This is a genomic window from Zavarzinella formosa DSM 19928, from assembly GCF_000255705.1.
Lineage (GTDB): Bacteria > Planctomycetota > Planctomycetia > Gemmatales > Gemmataceae > Zavarzinella > Zavarzinella formosa.
This window is the reverse complement of record NZ_JH636439.1, coordinates 1826407-1849243: the sequence shown is the minus strand read 5'-3', so window position 1 is coordinate 1849243 and position 22837 is coordinate 1826407. Positions and strand designations below refer to the sequence as shown.

The 22837-nt window shown below is 58.0% G+C and carries 15 protein-coding genes and 1 CRISPR repeat array (1 of these 16 cut by a window edge); of the genes, 13 read left to right on the top strand and 2 right to left on the bottom strand.

Translation table 11 applies throughout. From position 1 onward, the window contains the following. Positions 1-275 precede the first annotated feature (275 nt). Positions 276-632: a hypothetical protein gene (locus BGIM_RS64730; protein ID WP_162136234.1), complete on the bottom strand. Its 357-nt coding sequence runs from the start codon at positions 630-632 to the stop codon at positions 276-278. Positions 633-1799: 1167 nt separating this feature from the next. Here BGIM_RS64730 and BGIM_RS67770 point away from each other — a divergent pair. The 3 genes from BGIM_RS67770 to BGIM_RS49375 all read left to right on the top strand — a co-directional run bounded on the left by BGIM_RS67770 (position 1800) and on the right by BGIM_RS49375 (position 2864). Further along, entirely contained in the window at positions 1800-1925 is a 126-nt protein-coding gene (locus BGIM_RS67770) for a hypothetical protein (protein WP_020469393.1), read from the top strand. Positions 1926-1981: 56 nt separating this feature from the next. Beyond that, positions 1982-2290 carry a hypothetical protein gene (locus BGIM_RS0108650; RefSeq protein ID WP_029629854.1) on the top strand — a complete coding sequence of 103 codons (309 nt, stop codon included), beginning with the start codon at positions 1982-1984 and terminating at the stop codon, positions 2288-2290. Positions 2291-2429: 139 nt separating this feature from the next. After that, positions 2430-2864, top strand: coding sequence for a transposase (locus tag BGIM_RS49375; RefSeq protein ID WP_238537562.1), 435 nt, complete (start codon positions 2430-2432; stop codon positions 2862-2864). 425 nt (positions 2865-3289) lie between these two features. Here BGIM_RS49375 and BGIM_RS62630 read toward each other — a convergent pair whose 3' ends face one another. Next, entirely contained in the window at positions 3290-3487 is a 198-nt protein-coding gene (locus BGIM_RS62630) for a hypothetical protein (RefSeq protein ID WP_029629853.1), read from the bottom strand. Between the two features lie 480 nt (positions 3488-3967). Here BGIM_RS62630 and BGIM_RS0108625 point away from each other — a divergent pair, with 480 nt between their 5' ends. The 10 genes from BGIM_RS0108625 to cas3g all read left to right on the top strand — a co-directional run bounded on the left by BGIM_RS0108625 (position 3968) and on the right by cas3g (position 18474). Further along, positions 3968-4579: a hypothetical protein gene (locus BGIM_RS0108625; RefSeq protein ID WP_020469390.1), complete on the top strand. Its 612-nt coding sequence runs from the start codon at positions 3968-3970 to the stop codon at positions 4577-4579. Continuing rightward, complete coding sequence (locus tag BGIM_RS0108620; protein ID WP_020469389.1) at positions 4572-4940, top strand: hypothetical protein; 369 nt, start codon at positions 4572-4574, stop codon at positions 4938-4940. The genes BGIM_RS0108625 and BGIM_RS0108620 overlap by 8 nt, the downstream gene beginning before the upstream one ends. Further along, the gene (locus BGIM_RS49365; RefSeq protein ID WP_020469388.1) at positions 4937-5668 is read left to right on the top strand and encodes an ImmA/IrrE family metallo-endopeptidase; all 732 of its coding nucleotides are present in this window, start codon (positions 4937-4939) and stop codon (positions 5666-5668) included. Before BGIM_RS0108620 ends, BGIM_RS49365 begins: the two co-directional genes overlap by 4 nt. 33 nt (positions 5669-5701) lie before the next feature. Next, on the top strand, positions 5702-6982 hold the full coding sequence (locus BGIM_RS0108610) for a hypothetical protein (RefSeq protein ID WP_020469387.1): 1281 nt from the start codon (positions 5702-5704) through the stop codon (positions 6980-6982). Between the two features lie 21 nt (positions 6983-7003). Continuing rightward, the gene (locus BGIM_RS0108605) at positions 7004-8845 is read left to right on the top strand and encodes an ATP-binding protein (RefSeq protein ID WP_020469386.1); all 1842 of its coding nucleotides are present in this window, start codon (positions 7004-7006) and stop codon (positions 8843-8845) included. Positions 8846-9576: 731 nt separating this feature from the next. Continuing rightward, positions 9577-11307 (top strand): CRISPR-associated endonuclease Cas4/Cas1, encoded by a 1731-nt coding sequence (locus BGIM_RS0108595; RefSeq protein ID WP_040888475.1) that lies wholly within the window; start codon positions 9577-9579, stop codon positions 11305-11307. Positions 11308-11313: 6 nt separating this feature from the next. Continuing rightward, entirely contained in the window at positions 11314-11598 is a 285-nt protein-coding gene (gene cas2, locus BGIM_RS0108590) for a CRISPR-associated endonuclease Cas2 (RefSeq protein ID WP_020469383.1), read from the top strand. A 234-nt stretch (positions 11599-11832) separates the two neighbouring features. Further along, complete coding sequence (gene cas7g / locus BGIM_RS0108585) at positions 11833-13053, top strand: type I-G CRISPR-associated RAMP protein Csb1/Cas7g (RefSeq protein WP_020469382.1); 1221 nt, start codon at positions 11833-11835, stop codon at positions 13051-13053. Then, the gene (gene csb2 / locus BGIM_RS0108580; RefSeq protein ID WP_020469381.1) at positions 13053-14519 is read left to right on the top strand and encodes a type I-G CRISPR-associated protein Csb2; all 1467 of its coding nucleotides are present in this window, start codon (positions 13053-13055) and stop codon (positions 14517-14519) included. Before cas7g ends, csb2 begins: the two co-directional genes overlap by 1 nt. A 73-nt stretch (positions 14520-14592) precedes the next feature. Continuing rightward, entirely contained in the window at positions 14593-18474 is a 3882-nt protein-coding gene (cas3g, locus tag BGIM_RS0108575) for a type I-G CRISPR-associated helicase/endonuclease Cas3g (protein ID WP_020469380.1), read from the top strand. Between the two features lie 386 nt (positions 18475-18860). Next, positions 18861-22837: a CRISPR direct-repeat array (repeat unit 37 nt; unit sequence CCATTCCATGACATCACCGTCGTGGCCGAATTGAAGC) (it continues 11995 nt past the right edge of the window).

The window sequence follows — 22837 nt, the reverse complement described above, 5'->3', positions numbered from 1 at the left end:
ATCATCCAACCCGTTTGTCGGTAGATTTTTTCAACGCTGATACCTTACTGTACGGAACTCCACCGGAGTCCGTATCATTGCGGCGGCCATGAGCAACCAAAACCATCTTCCATCACCCAGATAACAGCGTTGCGTTTCTCGGTTTCGTCGGCATGGGCATACCTCATGGACAGTTTCAGAGTGCCATGACGGGCCAATTCCATGAGGGCCTTGGGAGAAATCCCCCGACCTTGCCAGCAAAGTGATGTACGTGTGACGCAGGGCGTGGAAGTCGATCAGTCACGATTCGCGGGGTTGCTCCAGACCACCGGGTGATCGATGTACGTGTGACGCAGGGCGTGGAAGTCGATCAGTAGCCCTTTCGCGTCCTTGGGCTGCAGGAAGAATGACGCTTCCCGCATTGCCTTTTCCTCCGGGATTGCAGCTTTTGCGATCCATGCCGATCTTGCCGCCGCCGCATCCTGCTTCAGCATCTTGCCACCCTGCTTGTGGGCTGCCCCAAGGCCCGGCCAGAGCGGAGCGGTCGGCGGCAAAGTTCTCACCCAGCTCTCCAGAGGAGCGGCCATGGAGGGCGGCAGCGGTTGTCCGGCGTCCTTGTTGTTCTTCGTGACGTCGTCGCCGACGGAGAGCAAGGGGCGTTCTCCCGAAGTAAAGTTCAAAGGTGTCACGCTGGCAAGTTCGGAGGCCCGGTAGCCCGTCTCGGCGGCCACTATGTGCAACCATGCCCGTTGGAGACCGGACAGATTCCCCCGCTTCGGCTGTTCTGTGTCGCAGTCAGCATGATGTCGAGTTCCTCGGAGGCAAGCTCGCGTCGTGGCCTGCCGGATCGCCTTGACGGTGTCGAGCCTCTCGAAGGGTTTTTTTTTGGTCCGATTGTTGTGCACGAGCCACTTTCCGAACTGGCGAAGCGCGGCCACGTAATGGGCGTGGGTTTGATCTCGCTCAACCCCTTGGCTTCTTTCAACAGCCGGATCGACTCCCGCAGCTCGACCAGATCTACGTCGGCAGGAGCCCTCTATTCCGCGATGTCGAAGACCGTTCGGCATCGGACAGCTCGAGGTTCGGCGTGATCCTCGGTGGCCCCGCCGTTGATAGTGTCCTCTTCCCACTCGTCGAGCGGGGACCTTGAGCGTCTTGCCCTTGTGCCTTCCGGCCCTGTCTGCGATGTCCAGTCACCGCGCGGCGGCCTCGATCTGCAGCCGCTTCAGCATCTCGCAGGAGGCTTGGTGGTGAGCGCAGAGGGGGATGGACTTCCTGACGCCAGTAATGATGATCTTGGGCGTAATACTTCTTAGACTCCGTCCGTCGCAAACGCCTCCAGGCGTGCCGACCTTGCAACGGGTGCCGTTCGGCGACTCATGGTGGATGATGGTCTTTTTCCTGGGCCTGTTCATGACAGGCTCCCTTCTTGAAACGCTTTGAAGAGCGCACTGGATGATAATCGAGGCCGATTCCCTGAGTCGCCTAATCTCGTCACTTCTCCGGAGACAATGAGTCGGCCCATTTCTCCAGGTCTTTCACCTGCCACATCGTGCTACCGCCGACGGAAACCGGAGCCGGGATGTCACTGAGCTTCACCCGCTTGAACACCATTGATTCCGAGATGCCGCCAAGGAGACGTCTGGCTTCTTCCAACGGGACGTATAACGGGGTCGCCGCACAGGCCGTCGTGGCTGGAGCGGCGTGTCATCAGTCTTATACTTCGCGAGGCTACGATGAACATTCCGTTTTGGCTTGTGCTGGCGTATGCTCGGGAACCGTGAACGGCACTCGCCGTTTTCCCGGACATGGAGCCACGGATGGTTTGGTTTCCCATCAGCCTGACCGGCGACGAACAACAAATCGTGAACGCCGAACGGGAGTTTCACCCCGAGGCCATGTCCGCCGCAAAATGCTCGTCCTGTGGCTGTCGCATTGCCAGTTGACCCGGGCGAAGGCGGCAGTCATCGCCGGGTTGGGGCGGGCGACCGTTCAGCGGTAGGTGGCCGAGTACCGTGATGGCGGTTTCGACGTCCTGCGGCAATGGGACGTGACCGGTTCGGTCAATGACCTGGCCGACAATATCGAGATCATCAAGAATTCACTGACCGCCTTTCCGGTCCGAACGGTGGCCGAGGCCGCCGAACGGATCGAAACGCTCACGGGCTTGCGACGCGGACCAACCCAAGTGCGTCAATTCCTGGCCTGGCTTGGCTTCCGCTGGCAACGGACGCGCGCTATCCCCGTGCCGCTCCCAGAAAACTGCCAGACCATGTCCGGGAGCAGCGGGAGTTTCTCGACAACCAACTGAAACCCCGGCTGGACGAGAACGTCGCTGGCCGGGGGCATGTGTTCTTTGTGGACGCCGCTCATTTTGTGTCTGGCACGTTTCTCTGTTGTCTGTGGTCAATCGCCGGGTGTTCGTCCGGGCCGCCTTGGGTCGCCAGTGATTGAACGTTTTGGGGGCTTGGAATGCGGTCACGCGAGAATTGGTCGTCATCACCAACACGACGGTGGTGAACAAGGAGACGATGGGCGAACCGCTCCAGGCAATCGCCAGCCGCCGGCTGGCCGGGACGGTCACCTTGGCGTTGGACAACGCCAGATATCAACGCAACAACACGGTGAAGGCGCTGGCCGGGGAATTGAACATTGAGTTGTTGTTCCTGCCGTTCTATTCGCCAAATTTGAATCTGATTGAACAGCTCTGGCGGTTCACAAAACGGAAGGCGGCCCACAGTCGATACCGCCCGGCTTTCGCCGATTTTCGGGCCGCCGTCCAACAGGTTTTGGATGGCGTGTCGACGACTCACACCGACCAGTTCTCCAAGTTGATGACATTCAATTTCCAAGAGTTTGATGATGTCTCACTCTTGGCCGCGTGAAGTATAATAGCGGCCCCATGTATCCTGATGCGTACCCTTGCGATATTTAGTGGTGCATCCGCCAAGTTAGCGTACAGAGGCGGGGTAGTGACGCCGGCCGGTCGGTGGCGCCGTCGTCGGCCCAAGTGAAACGGATGTCGGTGCGAGTTCCAGTAGGTCGTCGCCTGGTTGATCGCCGCAACGATTTCATGCCATGTTCCGAACAGGCGGCCCTTAAGCACCAGGGATCACAGTGCCTTCCAACACGGCTCGATCAGGTTCAAGTACGCCGTCGCGACCGGTTGGAAGACAAACTCCCGCCTCAGGTACGCCATGTTGAACAGCAGCATGTCCCTCGACCCGTGGGCGGCCAGGTTGTCGAGGATGGCGTAGACGCAGATAACGTCGGCCGTCAGCCATTGCTCGACCCTCTTCAGAAAATTGATCTAGTTCTCCCCGGTGCGGCGCGCATACGAGTGGGTGAACGCCTCCCCGGTGGTTGGCCGAAAGGCCCCGAAGACATAGCCCGTGCCTCGCCGCCCGTCGTCGGCGTCCTGCGTCGCCCGAGTCGCCGGGCGGTCCCGGCCGGGGAAGCCCTTGACCGATTCCGGCCCGGTTGAATCGGCGCAGGCGGCCGTACACATTGATCTGGGTGACGTCCGGCCGACGGGCAATGTGGGTCGGCTTCTCGCCGTCGGCGAAAACCAGGAGGATGGCGGCTCGTTCAACGACCCAGGCCTCGGATTAACGGGAACGAGTCAGGCGGGTGATTTCAGCCCGTTCCTCGGTTGTCATCTCCCGGAGACGTAGTGGCTTCCAAACTCGTCGTGGCATACGGAGTTTTCTGCCAAAAATGAAGCGCCAAATAGTGTATGAGATACTTGGTGGATGCAACATTTGGGCGGCAGGGAGCGGCCATTCGTTTGGTGAACGCGGCCTTGTTGCGACGCTTGACGCGAGGGGAGGCGGCGAACGACATCGGGATGGCACGGGACCGGAATCAACGACATGTCTCGACAAAACATCCGAGCAGATCGTGGTCGCACTGATTCATTCGTAGACATGCGTGGGTTCATCGGTTCTAATCAAACCATCTTCAGTGATGTCGCAACCCGGATGTGGTCATGTTCCCGACTCGTGAAATGGGGATGGCGTTCTACCTCCGGTTGGTGTCCGGTGATCCGACTGCCGCCAATGATTATGTTCCCCGCTATCTCAATTGGCTGACAACAGTTCTCCGCAATCGTTCCGGCCGCCATGTCGATCCCGATTTGATCCACACGGCGGTGAGCGATGCAATCATGAGCTACTTGAATAACCCCACGTCATTCGATCCGCTTCAACGGGATTTGGGGGGATGGTTGTTATTCACGGCCGGGCGTGATTTGAGAAACCTGATGGCGCGCGAGGCGAGGCACCACCGAAACCGGGAAGAATCTGTCGAACTTGCTGAAGCGGCCGGGAATCATGGAGAGTCGGAGGAGGCCCTCGACAATCTGGTGCGGGAAGAGACCATCAATGAAGGAAGAGTGTTGATGGTCCAATTGACCCGCGATTGGACGGAGCCTGAACGGCAATGCCTTCACTTGCAACTGAGCGGCGAACGGCGCACCGAAATTTTCGCCCAAGCCTTGGGCTTTGGCGATCTACCGCCTGATGAGCAGCGGCGACGGGTGAAACAGGTGAAAGACCGGAACAATCAGCGGATCATCCGATGGGGGGAAACTCATGGCTGACGACGCATTGCCTCGCTTTTTGGAACGAGCCAAACGGGAGCGATTCTTTCTCGCTTCCGCCTTGGCCGCATTCGCCGAGGCGCGAGGCTGGGATGATCTATCACTGGCATCCCACCTGGCCTGCCCGGAAGCCATGTTGACAAACTTGCGATTATGCCGGATGCCACGGGAAGATGCGGAGGATTTCCGAGAAGATTTAGAGGCCATCGTCGCCCGGTTCCCGGCCGACATGGGTCGGCTGGCGGAGGTGGTCCGGCATAGCCGGGTGGTTTGGCGACTTCGGGATCAAGGGCGGCCGACGGATGTAGGCCACCTGATGGCCGCCCGGCAAGTTGACCCGCCGCCGGAGGCCCCGCCATGACGCCACCCGTCTGGATTTTGGAACTCGCCCGCGTCCTACCGACGCCGACATGTTTCCCGCGTGACTTTCGAGAAGAATTGGCGTTTGGCCCGGCGAATGTCGTCGTGGCGGACTTGCCCCGGTTGACGACGGTTTCCGTGAGTGAGTATCTGGGCCGGTGCGGACTTCCAATTGCGAATGTGGGCGATGAGCGGCCATTGCAGGGCTGCGTCTTCGCCTGGCGCGGGGAGGCTTTTCTCTTTGTCTCAAATGACGATGCGGAAGATGAGCAGCGTTATACGCTCGCCCATGAAATGGCCCATGTCCTGCGGCACTATCGTCAGCCTCGCGAACGGTGTGTCGCCCTGATGGGAACAGGCATCCTCGCCGTTTTGGATGGCGACCGGCCGCCGACGCCGACGGAGGCGATTCATGGCGCCCTGCGCGGTGTTCCCTTGGGGCCGCATCTTCGACTGATTGACGGAAAAGCATCCTCGTTGGACATCAACTCAGTCGAAGCCGAGGCCGACCGGCTGGCCTGCGAACTACTGGCCCCGGCCGCCGTGGTGCGAAGCAGGTTGATGCCTAACGCCAGCATGGCGGATATCGAACATGAACTGACGACGAACTTTGGTTTGCCATCGGAAATGGCCAGAATTTACGCCCGGGAGTTTGTGCCACTGGCCCCCGGCGGCGGGCATTGGTTAAAGTCCCTGACAAATAATCTCGCGAATTTGTCGAACTCCTGATCAGCCACGGGAACATATCCCGGAGACAATACCGTGAAACCAGACACCATCCCCCTTCTCGCCGGCCGATCCGCCGGGCCGATTCGCCCCGCCGCGACGGGCATTGACGGCTGCACGCCGGAGGCCTTCCGCGATGGTTTCGGCGAAGACCTCGCCAGCGTGATGAATCTCGATTCCTGGCGGGCCGGCCAAAACCTGGATGCCGAATATCGCCGGGTCGAGGATGAAGTGGCCGAGGCGGTGAGTCTGGAGGGGGAAGCCGAACTCCGCATTCGCGAGGAAGTTCACCCGAAACTGGCGTTTATCGACGGCGCCCCGAAGAATGCCGGCGTCCACAAAACCACGATTGATGAGTTAAAGGCGATTCACCGGGGCTTGCTCTTTCGCGGGGCGGTCGAGGCGTGCGACGGCACCAGCCAGTGTCACGACACCATCCCGCTGACGATTCATCAGATCGGCGTCAGCCTCGTTTCGTATCAGGGCGACGGCGGCGGTTGGGCAACCCGTTTGTTCCGGCGTGACCTTCGGCGAACCCACGAAGACCCGGTGAACGAGGTGCTGGATCTTCTCACTCGCCGACAATATCGGGGGGCGCAGAACCATGATTCCTCCGGCGATCCGCTGTCGCAACTTGCCCGGCGGGGAGTAATGACTTACGCTGAGCGAGCCGTTCTCGCTTACAAATCGACGGCCCCGTGGCGCATGGGGCACGGCAACCCGGCGGCCCATGAACTGTTGATGGGCGGGGCGGGGAGCGCCGACTTGATGATCGAGTCGGTGAAGGCGATCCGGCAGTTGGCGGAAGGGCATCGAAAGTTCGTGTTCGTCTCCAGCGAACCGGCCGACCGCGTGCTGCTGACCATCGGCCACAGTCTGCGACCGCTGGAATACGCCATAGTGGACACCTTGCGGGACCGGCTGGCCGAGTTCATCGATAACGCCCGCTTCCATCCGGCGGTGACGGTGGACAACCGCTGGGATGGCGTGCCGCTGGCCACTGACCAATGGCTGGTCCGCTTCCGCGATCAAGTGGCCGCCCGGGTCGTGTGCGGCGTGTATCGGGCCTCGCCCTTCGCCCCGGCCCAGGTTTTTTACGCCCATGAGGACCACGCCGCCATCGCCGTGCGGATTGCGATGGCCGACAGCATTCTTCAAGAGCATCGCGGCTTTCCCACGCTGATCGACCTTGCGGATGAAGCATGCCGATCGCTTTACGGCGGGGCGACGCTTGGCGACCTCGCCGATGCCGCCTATGCCCGCGCCGGGGCCGCCACCCGTTATGCCAGCGAACGCATGAGCCGCGACCGCCGTTGAACACCCTTTGAGAGACTCCCCATGACCATTGCCCAGAAAGAACTGGCCGAGGAAATCACCGACATCGGCGGGGCCTATCCCGCCGCGACATTCCCGGCCGACGCCATCGGTTCGACAATGTTCGACGCCCCCGGCAGCGAGGACGGCACGATCACGGTCTTGCTGCCGCGAGACAACGTGCAAAAGGCGCCGGCCCAGGCGATGGTCCGCATCAAAAGCCGGGGAGACAACCGAAATTATCTTGGCGTGGTCAGCGCCGGACCGTTCGCCCAACCGGACACCATGCGGGCCGACTCGGCGGTGATGGTCGCCATTGGCACGCGCGGCGGGGACTATCTGCCGTCGTTTCACGGTCGCATCCATGTCACGCTGTTGGGCCAGGAACTCGATGATGGAACACTCACGCCGCCGCGACTACGACCGTTGCCGCACAGTCCGGTGTTTCAATTGAACGAAAATGAAACCGCCAAGGCGTTGAAGGCCGAGGGAGACATTGCCGTGGGTTTGGCCGTTGGCCATGAAAAATTGACAGTCGCCATTCCGTCAGCCGCGAAAAGCGTGCTGCCTCGGCACACCGCCATTCTCGGCACCACCGGCTCCGGCAAAACGACCACCGTGAGCGGTCTGGTGCAACAGGCCCAAGCCGCCGGGGTGGCCGTCGTGTTGCTGGATGTCGAGGGTGAATATACCCGCCTCAACGAACCGACCACCGACCCGCGCATGGTCAGCACACTGGCGGCCAACGGAAAAACACCCGCCGGGTTGCCAGCCGATTCCATGCACTTGTTGCACCTCGTCGGCCGGGACACGACCAATCCGAAACATCCATGCCTTCGGCCGTTTTCCCTGCAATTCGCCCGGCTGTCGCCCTATGTAGTGATCGAAATGCTCGGCATGAACGAGGCTCAATCTGACCGCTATCTGTTCGCCTATGACGTGACGAAAACGATGATGCGGCGGCTGGGGATTTTTCCGCAGACCAAGGAGAAAGTCGGCGACGCCGAGGCCGACAAGCAGGAGCGCATCTTCAATCGACTCGATGAGTTTGAACGCGGTTATCCCCGCATGACGCTCTCTTTCCTGCTTGATGTCGTCGGCAAATGCCGGGCGGCGGTCGGCAAGGGTGAAGAGTTCACTTGCTTCAACAAGGAATTCAAGACGCCGGAAGCCGAGAGGATGTTCCAAGAGCTGATCAAGTCAAAGGAAATGCCAGGAGTTGCCTCGTCATGGGGAAAGGTCAACAGTCTGCTCCGGCGGCTTAATCGTCTGAAAGTGTTTGACCGGCAGCACTCGGACAAAGGCGTGAAATTCCTCAACTATGCCGACCTGCTGACGCCCGGCCGGGTGTCGGTCATCGACCTGTCCGACAGCGGCATGAGCGAACTGAACAACATCGCCGTTGCCGATGTGTTGCGCGGAATTCAGGAAGCCCAAGAAAAAGCCTACACGGCCTTCGAGAAAGAGACTCGCCCCGAACCGCCACGAGTGCTGATCATCGTCGAAGAGGCCCACGAATTTCTCAGCGCCGAACGCATCGAGAAGACGCCAAACCTGTTCAATCAAGTGGCCCGCATCGCCAAACGGGGCCGAAAACGCTGGCTCGGGCTGGCGTTCGTCACCCAGTTGCCGCAACACCTGCCCCGGCAAGTCTTGGGGTTGTGCAACAACTTCATCCTGCACAAACTAACCGACCCGCAAGTGGTCAGCACGCTGGCCAAGACCGTCCCCGGCATCGACCCCGGCTTATGGGCCAGACTCCCGGCTCTCGCCCCCGGCCAGGCCGTCGTCTCTTTCGGCCACATGACCCGCCCGCTGTTGACGGCCATGAACCCGACGACCTGCCAGCTTCGGATGGTTGATTGAATATTGTAGATGACTGAAACTATGAAACTGAAACAAAAGTCACTTGCTTCAGTTTGAGTCAAAAATGAGGTTAGTGCTTCTGCAAACAACATAATTCGGCCACGCGAAGAAATTCGCGTGGAAAATCTTCACTCAGACAAATAAGAACCGCCAGCGATTTAACTTCAATTCGGCCAAGCATTTAAGTAGCTTGGAAAATCACAAATCATAAACGAAAAGCCGCGCCAGCGACAGTAAAACGCACAGCCACATATTGAACTCTTTAGAATAAGAGACTAACCTGTTTAGACACCAACTTTGTAAATAGCTGGTGGTTTAAAAGGAGAATTTTAGTGAACGATTCGCAGATCATTCAAGTGTATGGCCAAATGATGTCCGCTCACCATTCAACAGTGGATGACATTTTGACCGAACCCGCCTTGCGGGCCTCTTTCGTTTCTGAATGCCAACACCTCTTCGGGAATGATGTTCCAGAATCACGACTCTTGCGTCGTTTGCTGAACTTGCGCAAACGACGTCGCCTTCCCACGTCGCAAGGACAAAACCTTGCCTGACTCCAAGATAGTTTACCGGAAACCCGGTTGCTGCGGAAGCGGACCGTCGGGTTTCCGGGGTTCATCCTGATCACCGTTCCGCAGATCGGTTTTTTGAAATATCCGTCGAACTTTGCCCCGCTCGCGGGAACACATTCCGGACACCCGACCCGCGACTCGTTCTCCGGAGTATTTCGCATGGCCTCCGCGATCACCATTCCGCTCGACCTGATCCCGGCGCGAGCCTTGAATCAAGTCACCTTCTGTCCCCGGCTTTATTTCCTGCAATATGTCGATGCCGTCGTGCCCGTCAACGAACACGTCGAGGGCGGGTTGTTCGATCATCGGCGCACCGACGATCCGGGACTCGCCAACAAAACTCGCAAGGACGGCGACGTGTACCGCACTCGCAGCGTCACTGTCTCCTCAGAACGCCTGGGGGTGACGGCCAAGCTCGACGTGTTGGAGGAACGCGATGGCGAGCCGTGCCCCGTCGAAACCAAGCATGGCAACTTCCCGCGCGACCAGAACGGCGAACCGTATGTGTATGACAATGATGCCGTGCAACTGTGCATTCAAGGGATGCTGCTGGAAGAAGAACTCGGCCGGCCGGTTTCGCACGGCATCCAGTTCTCTGTCGGCAGCCGGGATCGTCTGACCGTTCCCTTCACCGAGGAGTTGCGAACCCAAACGCTCGCGGCCATCGACCAGATCCGGGAGATTGCCGCCCGCGACACACCGCCCCCGCCGTTGCCTTCTGAATTGCGGAACCGCTGTCACGGTTGTTCGCTCTGCCCCATCTGTTTGCCGGAGGAAACTCTCTTCGGCATCGCCGAGCCTGAAACACCCCCCTCGGAAGGCACGCCCACCCTTCCGAGGGTGATTCCTCACTCCGACGCGGGGGCCGTGCTGTATGTGCAAGAACCCGGCGCCTATGTCGGCAAACGGGGCGAGCATCTGATCATCAGCAAAGACGGTCAGGAGTTGAACAAAGCCCCGATTCACGCCGTCCGGCAGGTGGTGATCTTCGGCAACGTGCAAGTCAGCACACAGGCGCTGGCCACACTGGCGACAAATGAAATCCCCGTGTCGTACCTGTCCGGCTACGGCAAATACATCGCAACGCTGGTCAGCGCCCCGGCCAAGAACGTGTCGCTGCGAGAGGCCCAATTCCGCAAATTCGACAATCCTGATATTCGCATCTCATTGGCCCGCGAAGTGGTCCGGGCAAAGCTGACCAACCAGCGGGTTTTCCTGATGCGTTGCCTGCGCGCCCAATCGGAAGAAGAGGGCCGGGTCACCGCCAAGGACGAACCGGCCGCTCGAGGCATCTCCGACTTGCTCAATCGCCTCGACCGGGCCACGGAACTCGAAAGCCTGCTCGGCCTCGAAGGGCAGGGGGCGGCCCTGTATTTCGGCGAATTTGGCCGCTTCCTGCGAATGGATCTTCCCGACGGCCGATTCGACTTCACCACCCGCAACCGGCGACCACCCCGCGACCCGGTGAACGCCCTGCTTTCGTTCGCCTACGCGATGCTGGCGAAAGATGCGTTCTCGGCCGTCTGCACCGTCGGCTTCGATCCCTACCGGGGCTTCTATCACGTCGGCCGACACGGCAAGCCATCGCTCGCTCTCGACATCATGGAGGAATTTCGAACCATCATTGCTGACAGCGTGGTGGTCACCCTGATCAACAACCGCCTGTTGACACCGGGGGATTTCATCCGTTGGAAAGATGCCTGCCAGCTTACCGATGCGGGCCGCAAAAAATTCTTCGCCGCCTACGAGCAGCGCAAAGCCGCGGAAGTGACCCACCCGCAATACGGTTATCGCATGAGTTATTCGCGCATGTTGGAAGTGCAGGCCCGTATGTTGGCCGCTTATGTGCGAGGCGACGTCCCCCGCTATCACGGCTTCATTGTGAGATGAGCCAACATGGATAGTTATGCCGTCTTTTATGACATCGCGGACCCAAAACGGCTCCGCAAAGTGGCCAGTTGTTGCGAGGATTTCGGGCTGCGCATCCAATACAGTGTGTTCCTCTGCCGCCTGTCGGCCACGGAGTTCGCAAAACTCCGCTCCCGGCTTTACGCCCTGATCAGCCTGGACGCGGACCAAGTGATCTTCATGCCTCTATGCAGCCGTTGCGTGAACAGTATGGAAAGCATCGGCCGCCCCTCGCCTCCCCCGGATGCCAGGGATGTGGTGATCGTCGTGTGAGACCATCCCGACCGAAAAAACGAATGAAACCGGCCCCCGAAAAAAATTTCCAACAAATGACCCCATCCGAGATTGCAAATGCCCAACCACCCGATCACAATCCTCTTTCTTCACTCGCAGAAGGCCCGCCATCACACATGAGAATCATCCATTTTCCTCCGAGATGTTCATAACGAACTCGTTGGATTGAACGCCACAAAAATTAATCGAACTCTACCCCCACCAGGAGTCCAGATGTCGAACGCAAAGTCTCTTGCCTTTGAAACACTCAAGGCCGCCGTGGCCGGGAGTGCCGCCGCCTTCCGGTTGACACTCCGGCTGGAACCCGTCAGTCCAAAGGTATTCCCGCCCACCTATGAAGGAGGGAAGTACGCGATTGAAGATCGGATAATCGGTGGCCAACAGATTCCGTGCGTGCTGCTCGATTCTGTCCCATCGCAGGCAAACCGGATGGAACTCGCCTTGCAAGACGCTTGGGAAGGCGGGGAAGTGAAACTCCCGGTTGTCTCGGTGGATTTCAAGGCCGTGGACAATCCAGGCATTCGGAAGATAACCAGTTTGCAGGCCCCGCACCGAATCGCGGACGCCATTCTTCGGGATAGCACCACGGAGGCAGGCGGGAAACAAATTGCCTTTCGCAAGTCGCCCATTGGCAAAGAACTCGACCAACTCAGCGCCGGGTATGCGACGCCACTTCTCAAGCATTCCCCTCATAGTCTGGTTTTCGGCATGTGGGACAGTACCGGGCCTCGTGGTGGACTGGGAGTCAAGTTCGCGCGAGCCATCGTTTCGGAAATTATCGGAGTTAATGCCGTTCCGGGGATCAAATCCAGCAGCCGAATCGACCCGCTAAACATTCGGGTAAACAGCGGAAAGCTATTCAAGTCTGCCGAAGGGTGGACACTTGACGAGAAAATTGCCTTGAAAGAAAAGGGCAAACCTGTCCCACTCGGAGCTGATGGCAAACCTTCCGAAGCAAACCACGGCAATGTAATGCCCAGTCTTTCGGCAGGTGGCTTCACGATGGACTATGCCGAACAAACAACCGTGTTGTCCCTTCCGGCGTTACGTCGGCTTCGTTTCCCGACTACTGAGGTAAGTCCCTCCACTCCCGAAGCCAACACGATTGCCCGCACCTACCTTGCCGCATTGGGATTGCTCGGGGCGACCCTTGCCGCCGAAGCAGGCTACGATTTGCGAAGCCGCTGCATTCTTCGGGCCAAAGATCCGATCATTTGGAATCTGCTCGGTCGTCCCGGCGAAGCGGACACGCAATATGCTCTGTCGCGGGAAGAAGCCATTAAGCTCTATTCGGTGGCAGTCGAGGCTGTCTTGAAAGCGAAGTTGCCATTGGATCTTGAAGAATTGACTCTAATTCCATCGGCCGATCTGGTCAAACTGGTCAAGAGAAGCATGGAATTGGCTGCCGTCGAGGGTGGCGGGGAGGAAGGCTGATGTTCGCCCTGACCATCGAATGGCTGATGGGCCGGGCCGTCGTCACCAGTTGGAACGACCGCGAAGAACCGGAATGGCCTCCGCATCCAGACCGCGTGTTCATGGCCCTTGTGGCGGGATTCGGCGAATCCGGAGAAGATCCGGCGGAGCGGGCTGCCTTGGAGTGGATCGAACGTCTCGGCCCGCCCGATCTCACCATTCCCGAATTGCTTTCCACGCGCACGCCGTTCACCACCTATGTGCCGGTGAACGACGATTCTTCGCCCGTTGGCAAAAAGGGGCCTTTTGGCTCGATGGGAAGCATTCCCATCGGCCGAAACCGACAACCCCGGCATTACCCGGCGATTGTCCCAGCCGGTATGTCGTTTCAAATGTCATGGGATATCGATCTCCCAGCCAACCTGCGGGCAGGCGTTGAATCCCTCTGTGCCAAGGCGACTTATTTGGGGCATTCGGCAACGCCCGTGCGCATCGGCATTGCCGAGCAAGAACTAATCCCGAATCTGATCCCCACGGACAGTCAGGCTAGGCATCGGATGCGAGTTTTCGGGCCAGGAAGGCTGGACTATCTGCTTAATCGTCATCGGGCAGGATTGCGTCCGCAGCCTTCCGGTTGGCAAGGGTACGCCGAACCGAAAGCCCCAAGTGCGACCTCGCACAAACCTCCGTATGACCAAGCCATTATCACGCTGCGGCAAACCGAAGGTCGTCGATGGTCGCTGGAATCGGCCCCGAACCTCATTGAGGCATTGCGAAACGCCTTGATGAGCCGACACGGGCCAAACCCGCCGGAATGGCTGTCGGGACACGAGCCGAATGGCGCGCCGAGCCATGCGAATCGCCCGGCCGCCTTCCCGATGGCCTTTGTCGGTCGTGAACATGCGGACGGCCACTTGCTCGGAATCGGCATCGCCCTGCCGACAGAGTTCACACCGCAACAATCGGCCGAATTGTTTGCGCTAATCCAGAACAATCCGACCATTGAAGCCTTGGATGTGGAAGCCGGTCAGGGATTCGTACAACTGTATTTCCGTGATCCGGGCGCCGGCCAAGCCGCCGGGACTTGCAATCTCTTGCTGGACGAACGCCCGGACCGGGAGCGGGAGCGAACGACCCTAAAAGCCGGCACTTGGACAAAGTCCTCCCAGACATGGACAAGCATCACGCCGGTCATGTTGCCGCGATACCCGAAGGCGAATCGCCCGGAAGAAGTGATCATCGCCGAGGCATGCGTTCAAGCAGGCTACCCCGCTCCGTGCGAAGTGAGTTTCAATCGGTCGGCCTTTTTGGCTGGCGTGCCACATGTCCGCTCGTTTGCCGCCCGAGCTTGGCCCGACAACCGCCCCCGCCGGCCGATCTACCATGTCCAACTGACGTTCCCGGAACCCATCTCCGGACCTGTGTTGATTGGAGCAGGAAGGTACACCGGATTCGGCATCTGTCGGCCAATAGACTCAAAATCGTGAGGCGTATCGCCGACAGGCGCCCCTGTTGGCGGCACATCGGTATTTTCAATGACCATTCAACCGAGACTCGATCATGCCCTCCCTCACTCCTGACCGTTTCAACGAATTCTTCCAGGCCATCCACGGATATGAACCGTTTCCCTGGCAGTCTCGCATGGCAATCCGGGCTTGTGCCGGGGACTGGCCTTCTGTGATTGCGTTGCCGACTGCCGCCGGAAAAACGGCGTGTATTGACATCGCAGTGTTTGCCCTTGCGTGTCAGGCAAAACATGAAAATCGCACGGCGGCCCGTCGAATCTTCTTCGTGGTGGACCGTCGGGTCGTTGTGGACCAGGCATTCGAAGCCGCGAAAGAATTGAGCAAGAAGCTATTGGATCAAAGCTTGTTCGCAGAATGGCCCATTCTCCAAGAAGTATCCGCTGCTCTCCGGCACTTGGGCGGAGATGATCGCCCCTTGGATGTGTACACACTTCGCGGGGGCATGTACCGAGAAGATGTCTGGGTTCGCTCGCCGCTTCAACCCACGGTGATCTGTTCGACCGTCGATCAAGTGGGTTCTCGTTTGTTATTCCGCGGATACGGGGTTTCAGATTCCATGAAGCCGGTTCACGCGGGACTGGTTGGCAATGATTCGCTGATTTTGCTGGACGAGGCTCATTGTGCGAAGCCGTTCTCCCAAACAACAGCGAGCGTAGCCCAATACCGGAATTGGAATAAATCACTCGCCCCGTTCACGTTCGTCACCATCACTGCAACTCCGGACGAAGAGCCGGAGCCCGAACAGATCGAACGCGATAATGAGGAAGGTCAACAACATCTGGTTGGCGGACATCCGGCCGTCCAAGACCGGCCGAGGATTGAACGTGATAACGAGGAAGACAAGCAGCATCCAGTGCTGGGCAAACGTATCAAAGCAGCAAAGCCATGCAAATTGGTGATTTCCGAAAAGGCCAAAGGCAAGAAGCATCGTCCGGAGTTGGTGAAAACGCTTGCCGAACAAGCCCGGACACTAATGGCCGAAGGTTTTCAAGCAGTCGGAATCATTGTTAACCGAGTCGCAACAGCGCGTGAGCTAAAGCAATTCTTGACGACACCGGCAGACAAGAAGACCAAGCCAGAAACTCTCCCTCGTGTGATTCTGCTAACAGGCCGGATGCGGCCGCTTGATCGTGACCGAGTGCTTAACGAACTCACTTCTCTTTTCTCGGGCAAGGGCGGCGTGATGACGCCGACCTTCGTGGTGGCGACCCAATGCTTGGAGTGCGGGGCTGATTTGGATCTTCATGCCCTTGTGACCGAATGTGCCAGTTTGGACGCCTTGCGTCAACGGTTCGGCCGACTAAACCGCATCGCGGCCCGCGACACTGCCAAAGGCGCGATCGTCGTTCGTGGAGATCAAACGGAAGACACCGAAGATGATCCAGTGTATGGCATTAGTCTGGCCAACACATGGAAATGGCTGAATGAACAAGCAACCGATGGCATGATCGACTTCGGCATCGCCGCCATGCGGACACAGACTGAATCCACTGACTTATCATCTCTGAACGCACCGACAAATGACGCCCCCATCCTGCTTCCCGCACATTTGGATTGTTGGGTCCAAACTTCTCCAATACCAACGCCCGATCCTGAAGTGGCTTTGTTCCTTCATGGCGACCAACAAACGGGCGAACCGGATGTGCAAGTGATCATTCGCGGCGACTTGGGCAACGACTCGTCCAAGTGGGCAGAAGTGGCGGGCCTTTGCCCGCCAAGCTCGTCGGAAGCTTTGCCTGTGCGAATCAGTCAGTTTCAAAAGTGGCTTGCGGGCGAAATCAAACCGGACGAATCGGCTGACATGGAAGGCGGGCCTAAAGAGACAGAAGAGGAATACGAGTCGGCTGGAGTTCGGGAAGCCCTTTGTTGGGCTGGTCCGACGAACGATGACACAGTAATTGTTAACGCGCCGAGTGGCGTGCAACCAAACCGCACCTATGTAATCTCGCAATCATCCGAAGACATTGGGCTGTTGGGTGACTTTCCGCGACTTCCCCCTTCGGATGATGCCGAGGCGGCGTTTCAACGGTCGCGGGATCGTGCCATTTGGAGATTTCCAAATTCCACGATTGATTTGGATGCTGAGGATGCTGAGGATCAAATCACAACAGCAATCGACGCCATCAAGGAGAATGCCCAGACGGATTCACCTGAATGGCTTTTGCTGGCCGTGAAAGAACTTAGAAAGCCCTTTGCGCGAAAGTCGATGAGGTATCCAAAAGGCATGTCGGGTTTCGTTGTTGTCGGGCGGCAACGGTTAAGAAAGTACGACCCGACGTTTTCGGACGACGAATCAACTTATGTGCCATCCCGGCAAGCAATCACCCTTACGGATCACACTGCGAATGTGGTTCATTATGCCGAGTATTTCTTATCAGGATGCGTTTTGCCGGATTTGCTTTCCACGTTTGTCTCGGCAGCACGGGCGCACGATGTCGGCAAAGCCGATCCGCGATTTCAGGCGATGTTACAAGGTCGCTCACCTCGCACGGTCCGACCGCCGCTTTGGGCCAAATCGGCTATCGGACCCGTAACGGCTGCTGAAATGGAATCGGCTCGCAAGGTCCACCAATTTCCAAAAGGAGGCCGTCACGAAATGCTTTCGCTGGCCGCGATGAGCCAGAAGACCGACGATCCGCTTCTGCTGCATCTGATCGCCAGTCATCACGGGCATGCCCGCCCGTTCGCACCCCCGCTGACAGACACCAACACATCGCTTCCAACATTCTCGGTCGAACTTCTCGGGGAAACGTATTCCGTTGATCCGTCGCAGTTGTCTCCCCGCGTGGCCAATGCGAGTGTCGTTGAACGCTTCTGGAAAATTGTCCGGTCACATGGCTGGTGGGGTTCGGCTTATCTCGAAACCATTTTCCGCTTGGCCGATCAAGCTGCCAGCCGGATCGAGCAAGAGCCGGAGTATGCTCCGCGAAAAATCCCAACGATCCCCGTTCAGGCGATCTCGCCCCCTCGTCAGATTCTTGCAACACATCCACTTCCGTTGATGGGTTTGGACGGGTCCAATCCGCTCGCTTTCCTCGCCGCGTTGGGCGCGTTGAACGTGTTGCAAAACGCCGCCGAATCATCGACTTCACCCGAATGGCTTCGTGGCAAGGTTAGCATGTCTTGGGGATGGGAAAAAGCGTCGCAGATTCCTGTTCTTCATTTGAACGGAAGCGTGCAACAAGAGGAGTTCATCGACACCTTGGTGGAGTTGCTTCCAAGAACCGTCAACGAACACGCCTGTGCGTTGGCCGTGGATCTGTTGGAGGTCAAGGACATGCCATCGGTTTCCTCGCTTCGCAAAGTATTCGCCGACACAAAGAACGGAGACAGAATCCGCTCGGATTGGTATGTCGCATTACTCTCGGAAATGCTTCCCGAAGTGGCGAGCCAACTGCAAACAGTTCGCAAGGATTACCTGATCGGAAATCTGAAGGCCGTCATGCAGAACACACGGGCAGAGCACCTGATCCGAAGCCTCTTTAATCCGTGGGATTACGCAGACAAGCTGGCCAACCAATCCCTGCACTGGGAACCGACCGAAGACCGACGGCACGCCTACCAGTGGTACATGCCGTCCGGCGACCCGACCCGAAATCGTCAAGGAGGCATGTTGGGGGCCAACCGGCTCGCGATCGAAGGCTGGACGCTGTTCCCATCCTTCCCGAATGGCGATCGCCTGTCCACAAGAGGCTTTCGGGGGAACAAGGCGAGCAACACCTGGCTGACCTGGCCGTTGTGGGCATCCCCGCTCCCGCCGGACGGCATCGCCTCCCTACTGTCGCTCCCCGGCCTGCAACAGGAGGAACCGGAATCCAACCGCCTCCGCGATCTCGGCGTGACCGCCGCCTTCCGTCTGCAGCGCATCCTCGTGGGCAAGACCCCGAACTTCACCACCGCCCGAGCCGTCGTATGATTTCCCCTGATGAATGAGGAACCGACGCCATCCCGTCCGAGAAAAAATAATCCGCCTCCGCCCTGTTTTTGAATATCCCCCGACCCCGAAAATCCGTTAAGATACCCGAGAAGCCCCGACCAGAGCCTCATTGCGTCCAAAATCGCTCCGCGAGACGCCCGGTCATGAAACCCGACTCGGAAGCCCGCCCGTTCCGAAGTTCTTTGACATCTTTGACTAACAATGATTTCGCGACCTCACCCCCCACTCGCAAATCCAAAAGCTCTTGTGACAAAAGACTTGCGACGCGGGGGCCATTCCAAAAGAAAGATATTAATGCCTACGCCTCATCCCGCTCGCAACACCGACTTAAAGTGCCAACAAGATCACCACTTACGCCAAGAAGGCCATTCCATGACATCACCGTCGTGGCCGAATTGAAGCTCAAGGATGACTTGCTGTTTCAAAAGCTTCTGGAACCATTCCATGACATCACCGTCGTGGCCGAATTGAAGCCTGAAGGCCGGGCCAGCAATTCATGCCCATGTCCTCCCATTCCATGACATCACCGTCGTGGCCGAATTGAAGCCAGCTAAACGACCGGGAAAACAATCCGCTTTGGGCCCCATTCCATGACATCACCGTCGTGGCCGAATTGAAGCCTTCGATGGGGCGGACACGGGTTCTTGAGGACTGTCCCATTCCATGACATCACCGTCGTGGCCGAATTGAAGCGATCCGGGGGAAGTGCTTTACCTCGGATGCGAGGGGACCATTCCATGACATCACCGTCGTGGCCGAATTGAAGCCGTTGATGCCGACCGAATTGCGGATCTGGTCCTTGTCCATTCCATGACATCACCGTCGTGGCCGAATTGAAGCATCCTTGTCCGGCTCTTTGCCGGCGAGGAGTTTGGTCCATTCCATGACATCACCGTCGTGGCCGAATTGAAGCGCTTTTGGAGCGATCTTTTTCGCCACCCATGCCCGCCATTCCATGACATCACCGTCGTGGCCGAATTGAAGCGCGGGCTCTTGGGGCTTCGCTTCCGGGCTCGGGGTCCCATTCCATGACATCACCGTCGTGGCCGAATTGAAGCGTCGCGTCGTCGTTCACCGTCAACGCCGGGTCGGCCGGACCATTCCATGACATCACCGTCGTGGCCGAATTGAAGCGTTGCTTGCGGCTCTCCTGAAACGCTTCGTAGTTGACCATTCCATGACATCACCGTCGTGGCCGAATTGAAGCACTGACAAATCATCTGGCGGTCTCTGGCTCATTGCCCATTCCATGACATCACCGTCGTGGCCGAATTGAAGCTTCACCACGGCGAGGTCGAGCTTCGCCTTTTTGTCCCATTCCATGACATCACCGTCGTGGCCGAATTGAAGCAGGTCGTGAAGCCCCCGTCGTTCACGAAGGGCGAACCATTCCATGACATCACCGTCGTGGCCGAATTGAAGCTTAGGTACTAAATCTCTTTTTCAAACTCAACAACAGCCCATTCCATGACATCACCGTCGTGGCCGAATTGAAGCCCCGGTCGTGCCGCAATGCGGTTAGCTCGGTCTGATCCATTCCATGACATCACCGTCGTGGCCGAATTGAAGCGAGTTGACCAGCAGGCGGGAGGCGTCCCGCAGCAGGCCATTCCATGACATCACCGTCGTGGCCGAATTGAAGCTACCGGCAGACCGTGACAGAGTATCTTTCGGGGACTGCCATTCCATGACATCACCGTCGTGGCCGAATTGAAGCTTGGCAAAAATTCTTGGCTTCATGGAATGTCGACCCCATTCCATGACATCACCGTCGTGGCCGAATTGAAGCACGCCATTGCCCCCGCTGTCCGATGCCGCTGGTTCGCCCATTCCATGACATCACCGTCGTGGCCGAATTGAAGCCTCAAAGACGTGTTCGTCCCCGATTCGTTTGTCAGCCATTCCATGACATCACCGTCGTGGCCGAATTGAAGCGTCGATGTGATGCAGTTAGGCAAGGCTAAGGGAACCATTCCATGACATCACCGTCGTGGCCGAATTGAAGCTCAAGATAGCAGCAACAACGCCCGGGCGTTGTTCAGACCATTCCATGACATCACCGTCGTGGCCGAATTGAAGCGATGATGTCCCTCGGCGTCAAACCGGGCCGCACAGACCATTCCATGACATCACCGTCGTGGCCGAATTGAAGCCCTTGTTCCACTCACCTGATGTGTTTTCCACGTCGAGCCATTCCATGACATCACCGTCGTGGCCGAATTGAAGCGAGTCCCGTCGCAAGCCAAGTTTGACATTCGGTCAGCCCATTCCATGACATCACCGTCGTGGCCGAATTGAAGCAAGCGCTTCTGCTTCGGTGCTGTAAGGGCCATTGCACCATTCCATGACATCACCGTCGTGGCCGAATTGAAGCCCGAATGCACGCGAAGTGCAAATGGGATGTCGAGCAACCATTCCATGACATCACCGTCGTGGCCGAATTGAAGCTCGACAAGTTTCTCGGCAATGATCTCCGGCCAGAACCCATTCCATGACATCACCGTCGTGGCCGAATTGAAGCCCGTTCAAACATTCTCGGGACCGCCCGTATCGCCCCCCATTCCATGACATCACCGTCGTGGCCGAATTGAAGCGCATTCGTCCCGTGATCGTTCGCGGGACTGATCCCGATACCATTCCATGACATCACCGTCGTGGCCGAATTGAAGCCGACAGATGCCCACCCGTAGGGCATTCTGCTTGCGTTCCATTCCATGACATCACCGTCGTGGCCGAATTGAAGCGAGTATGACGCCGGTTCTTTGTGTGTCAAAATATCTGCCCATTCCATGACATCACCGTCGTGGCCGAATTGAAGCAAGCACTGTATGAACATCCCGAATTGCTGGGATGAACCATTCCATGACATCACCGTCGTGGCCGAATTGAAGCGCTTTGGCATTACAAACCCACAGAAGAACAGATCAACCATTCCATGACATCACCGTCGTGGCCGAATTGAAGCTTTCCGGTGTGCGGACACGTGGCCACACCATCTCGGCCATTCCATGACATCACCGTCGTGGCCGAATTGAAGCGGGTCAACGCCCGACCTGGCTCTCTGCCAATGATTACCCATTCCATGACATCACCGTCGTGGCCGAATTGAAGCGCGGGGAATGTGCCAATCTTCCCGAGGCCAAACAACCCCCATTCCATGACATCACCGTCGTGGCCGAATTGAAGCAGATTAAAACAATTGGGTTTGGGTAGAGAAGCGGCGCCATTCCATGACATCACCGTCGTGGCCGAATTGAAGCCCAATTTCACTACGACAGGTGTAAAGAATTACCTTCCAGCCATTCCATGACATCACCGTCGTGGCCGAATTGAAGCGCAGCCTTCTCCCACGCGGCGACCCTCGCGCGTGTGACCATTCCATGACATCACCGTCGTGGCCGAATTGAAGCTTCGTCCCCTATTCCACGCGACACATCCCGGCTTACCATTCCATGACATCACCGTCGTGGCCGAATTGAAGCCGCATGGCCGGGGGCGGCGCCCGTGGCCGCGCCGCCGGCCATTCCATGACATCACCGTCGTGGCCGAATTGAAGCCTCCCCGGCGGGTGGTGGAAACGTGTCTGGTTTGGCAATCCATTCCATGACATCACCGTCGTGGCCGAATTGAAGCCTGAAAGCACTCATGCCGTTTTGCTGCCAAAGCGAATACACCATTCCATGACATCACCGTCGTGGCCGAATTGAAGCACCGCCGCCGATGCCGATTTGTTGTCGGCCGCGAGCCATTCCATGACATCACCGTCGTGGCCGAATTGAAGCTTCGGCAAGCCGATTTTGCAGTTGATCCCCGCCAGCCATTCCATGACATCACCGTCGTGGCCGAATTGAAGCAAGTTCGTTCCTCCCCGGTTCGCCACCGAGGCCCGCCCATTCCATGACATCACCGTCGTGGCCGAATTGAAGCCGTTGTGCCATTGGATTCCGTTTCTTGGAGGCCGAACCATTCCATGACATCACCGTCGTGGCCGAATTGAAGCCGTTTCCGGCGTCCAGTTGACGCACCAACACGCCAGCCATTCCATGACATCACCGTCGTGGCCGAATTGAAGCTCATGACCGCCAATCAAGCGAGACAACTTTGAAAGCCATTCCATGACATCACCGTCGTGGCCGAATTGAAGCGAGGATATTTCCGACTTCATTCCCCGGCTTGGGGGCCATTCCATGACATCACCGTCGTGGCCGAATTGAAGCGCCGCCGAAACGCCGTTCAGCAAATTTGCCGTCTTCGCCCATTCCATGACATCACCGTCGTGGCCGAATTGAAGCCATCCTACTCGTCACGGACGCAGACGACATTACCCACCATTCCATGACAT

Bases quoted from the DNA above. Each gene is read 5' to 3' on its own strand.
- BGIM_RS67770 (WP_020469393.1), top strand. From the start codon at position 1,800: ATGGTTTGGTTTCCCATCAGCCTGACCGGCGACGAACAACAAATCGTG.
- BGIM_RS62630 (WP_029629853.1), bottom strand. From the start codon at position 3,487: ATGTGTACGGCCGCCTGCGCCGATTCAACCGGGCCGGAATCGGTCAAG.
- BGIM_RS0108625 (WP_020469390.1), top strand. From the start codon at position 3,968: ATGTTCCCGACTCGTGAAATGGGGATGGCGTTCTACCTCCGGTTGGTG.
- BGIM_RS0108620 (WP_020469389.1), top strand. From the start codon at position 4,572: ATGGCTGACGACGCATTGCCTCGCTTTTTGGAACGAGCCAAACGGGAG.
- BGIM_RS49365 (WP_020469388.1), top strand. From the start codon at position 4,937: ATGACGCCACCCGTCTGGATTTTGGAACTCGCCCGCGTCCTACCGACG.
- BGIM_RS0108605 (WP_020469386.1), top strand. From the start codon at position 7,004: ATGACCATTGCCCAGAAAGAACTGGCCGAGGAAATCACCGACATCGGC.
- BGIM_RS0108595 (WP_040888475.1), top strand. From the start codon at position 9,577: ATGGCCTCCGCGATCACCATTCCGCTCGACCTGATCCCGGCGCGAGCC.
- cas2 (WP_020469383.1), top strand. From the start codon at position 11,314: ATGGATAGTTATGCCGTCTTTTATGACATCGCGGACCCAAAACGGCTC.
- cas7g (WP_020469382.1), top strand. From the start codon at position 11,833: ATGTCGAACGCAAAGTCTCTTGCCTTTGAAACACTCAAGGCCGCCGTG.
- csb2 (WP_020469381.1), top strand. From the start codon at position 13,053: ATGTTCGCCCTGACCATCGAATGGCTGATGGGCCGGGCCGTCGTCACC.
- cas3g (WP_020469380.1), top strand. From the start codon at position 14,593: ATGCCCTCCCTCACTCCTGACCGTTTCAACGAATTCTTCCAGGCCATC.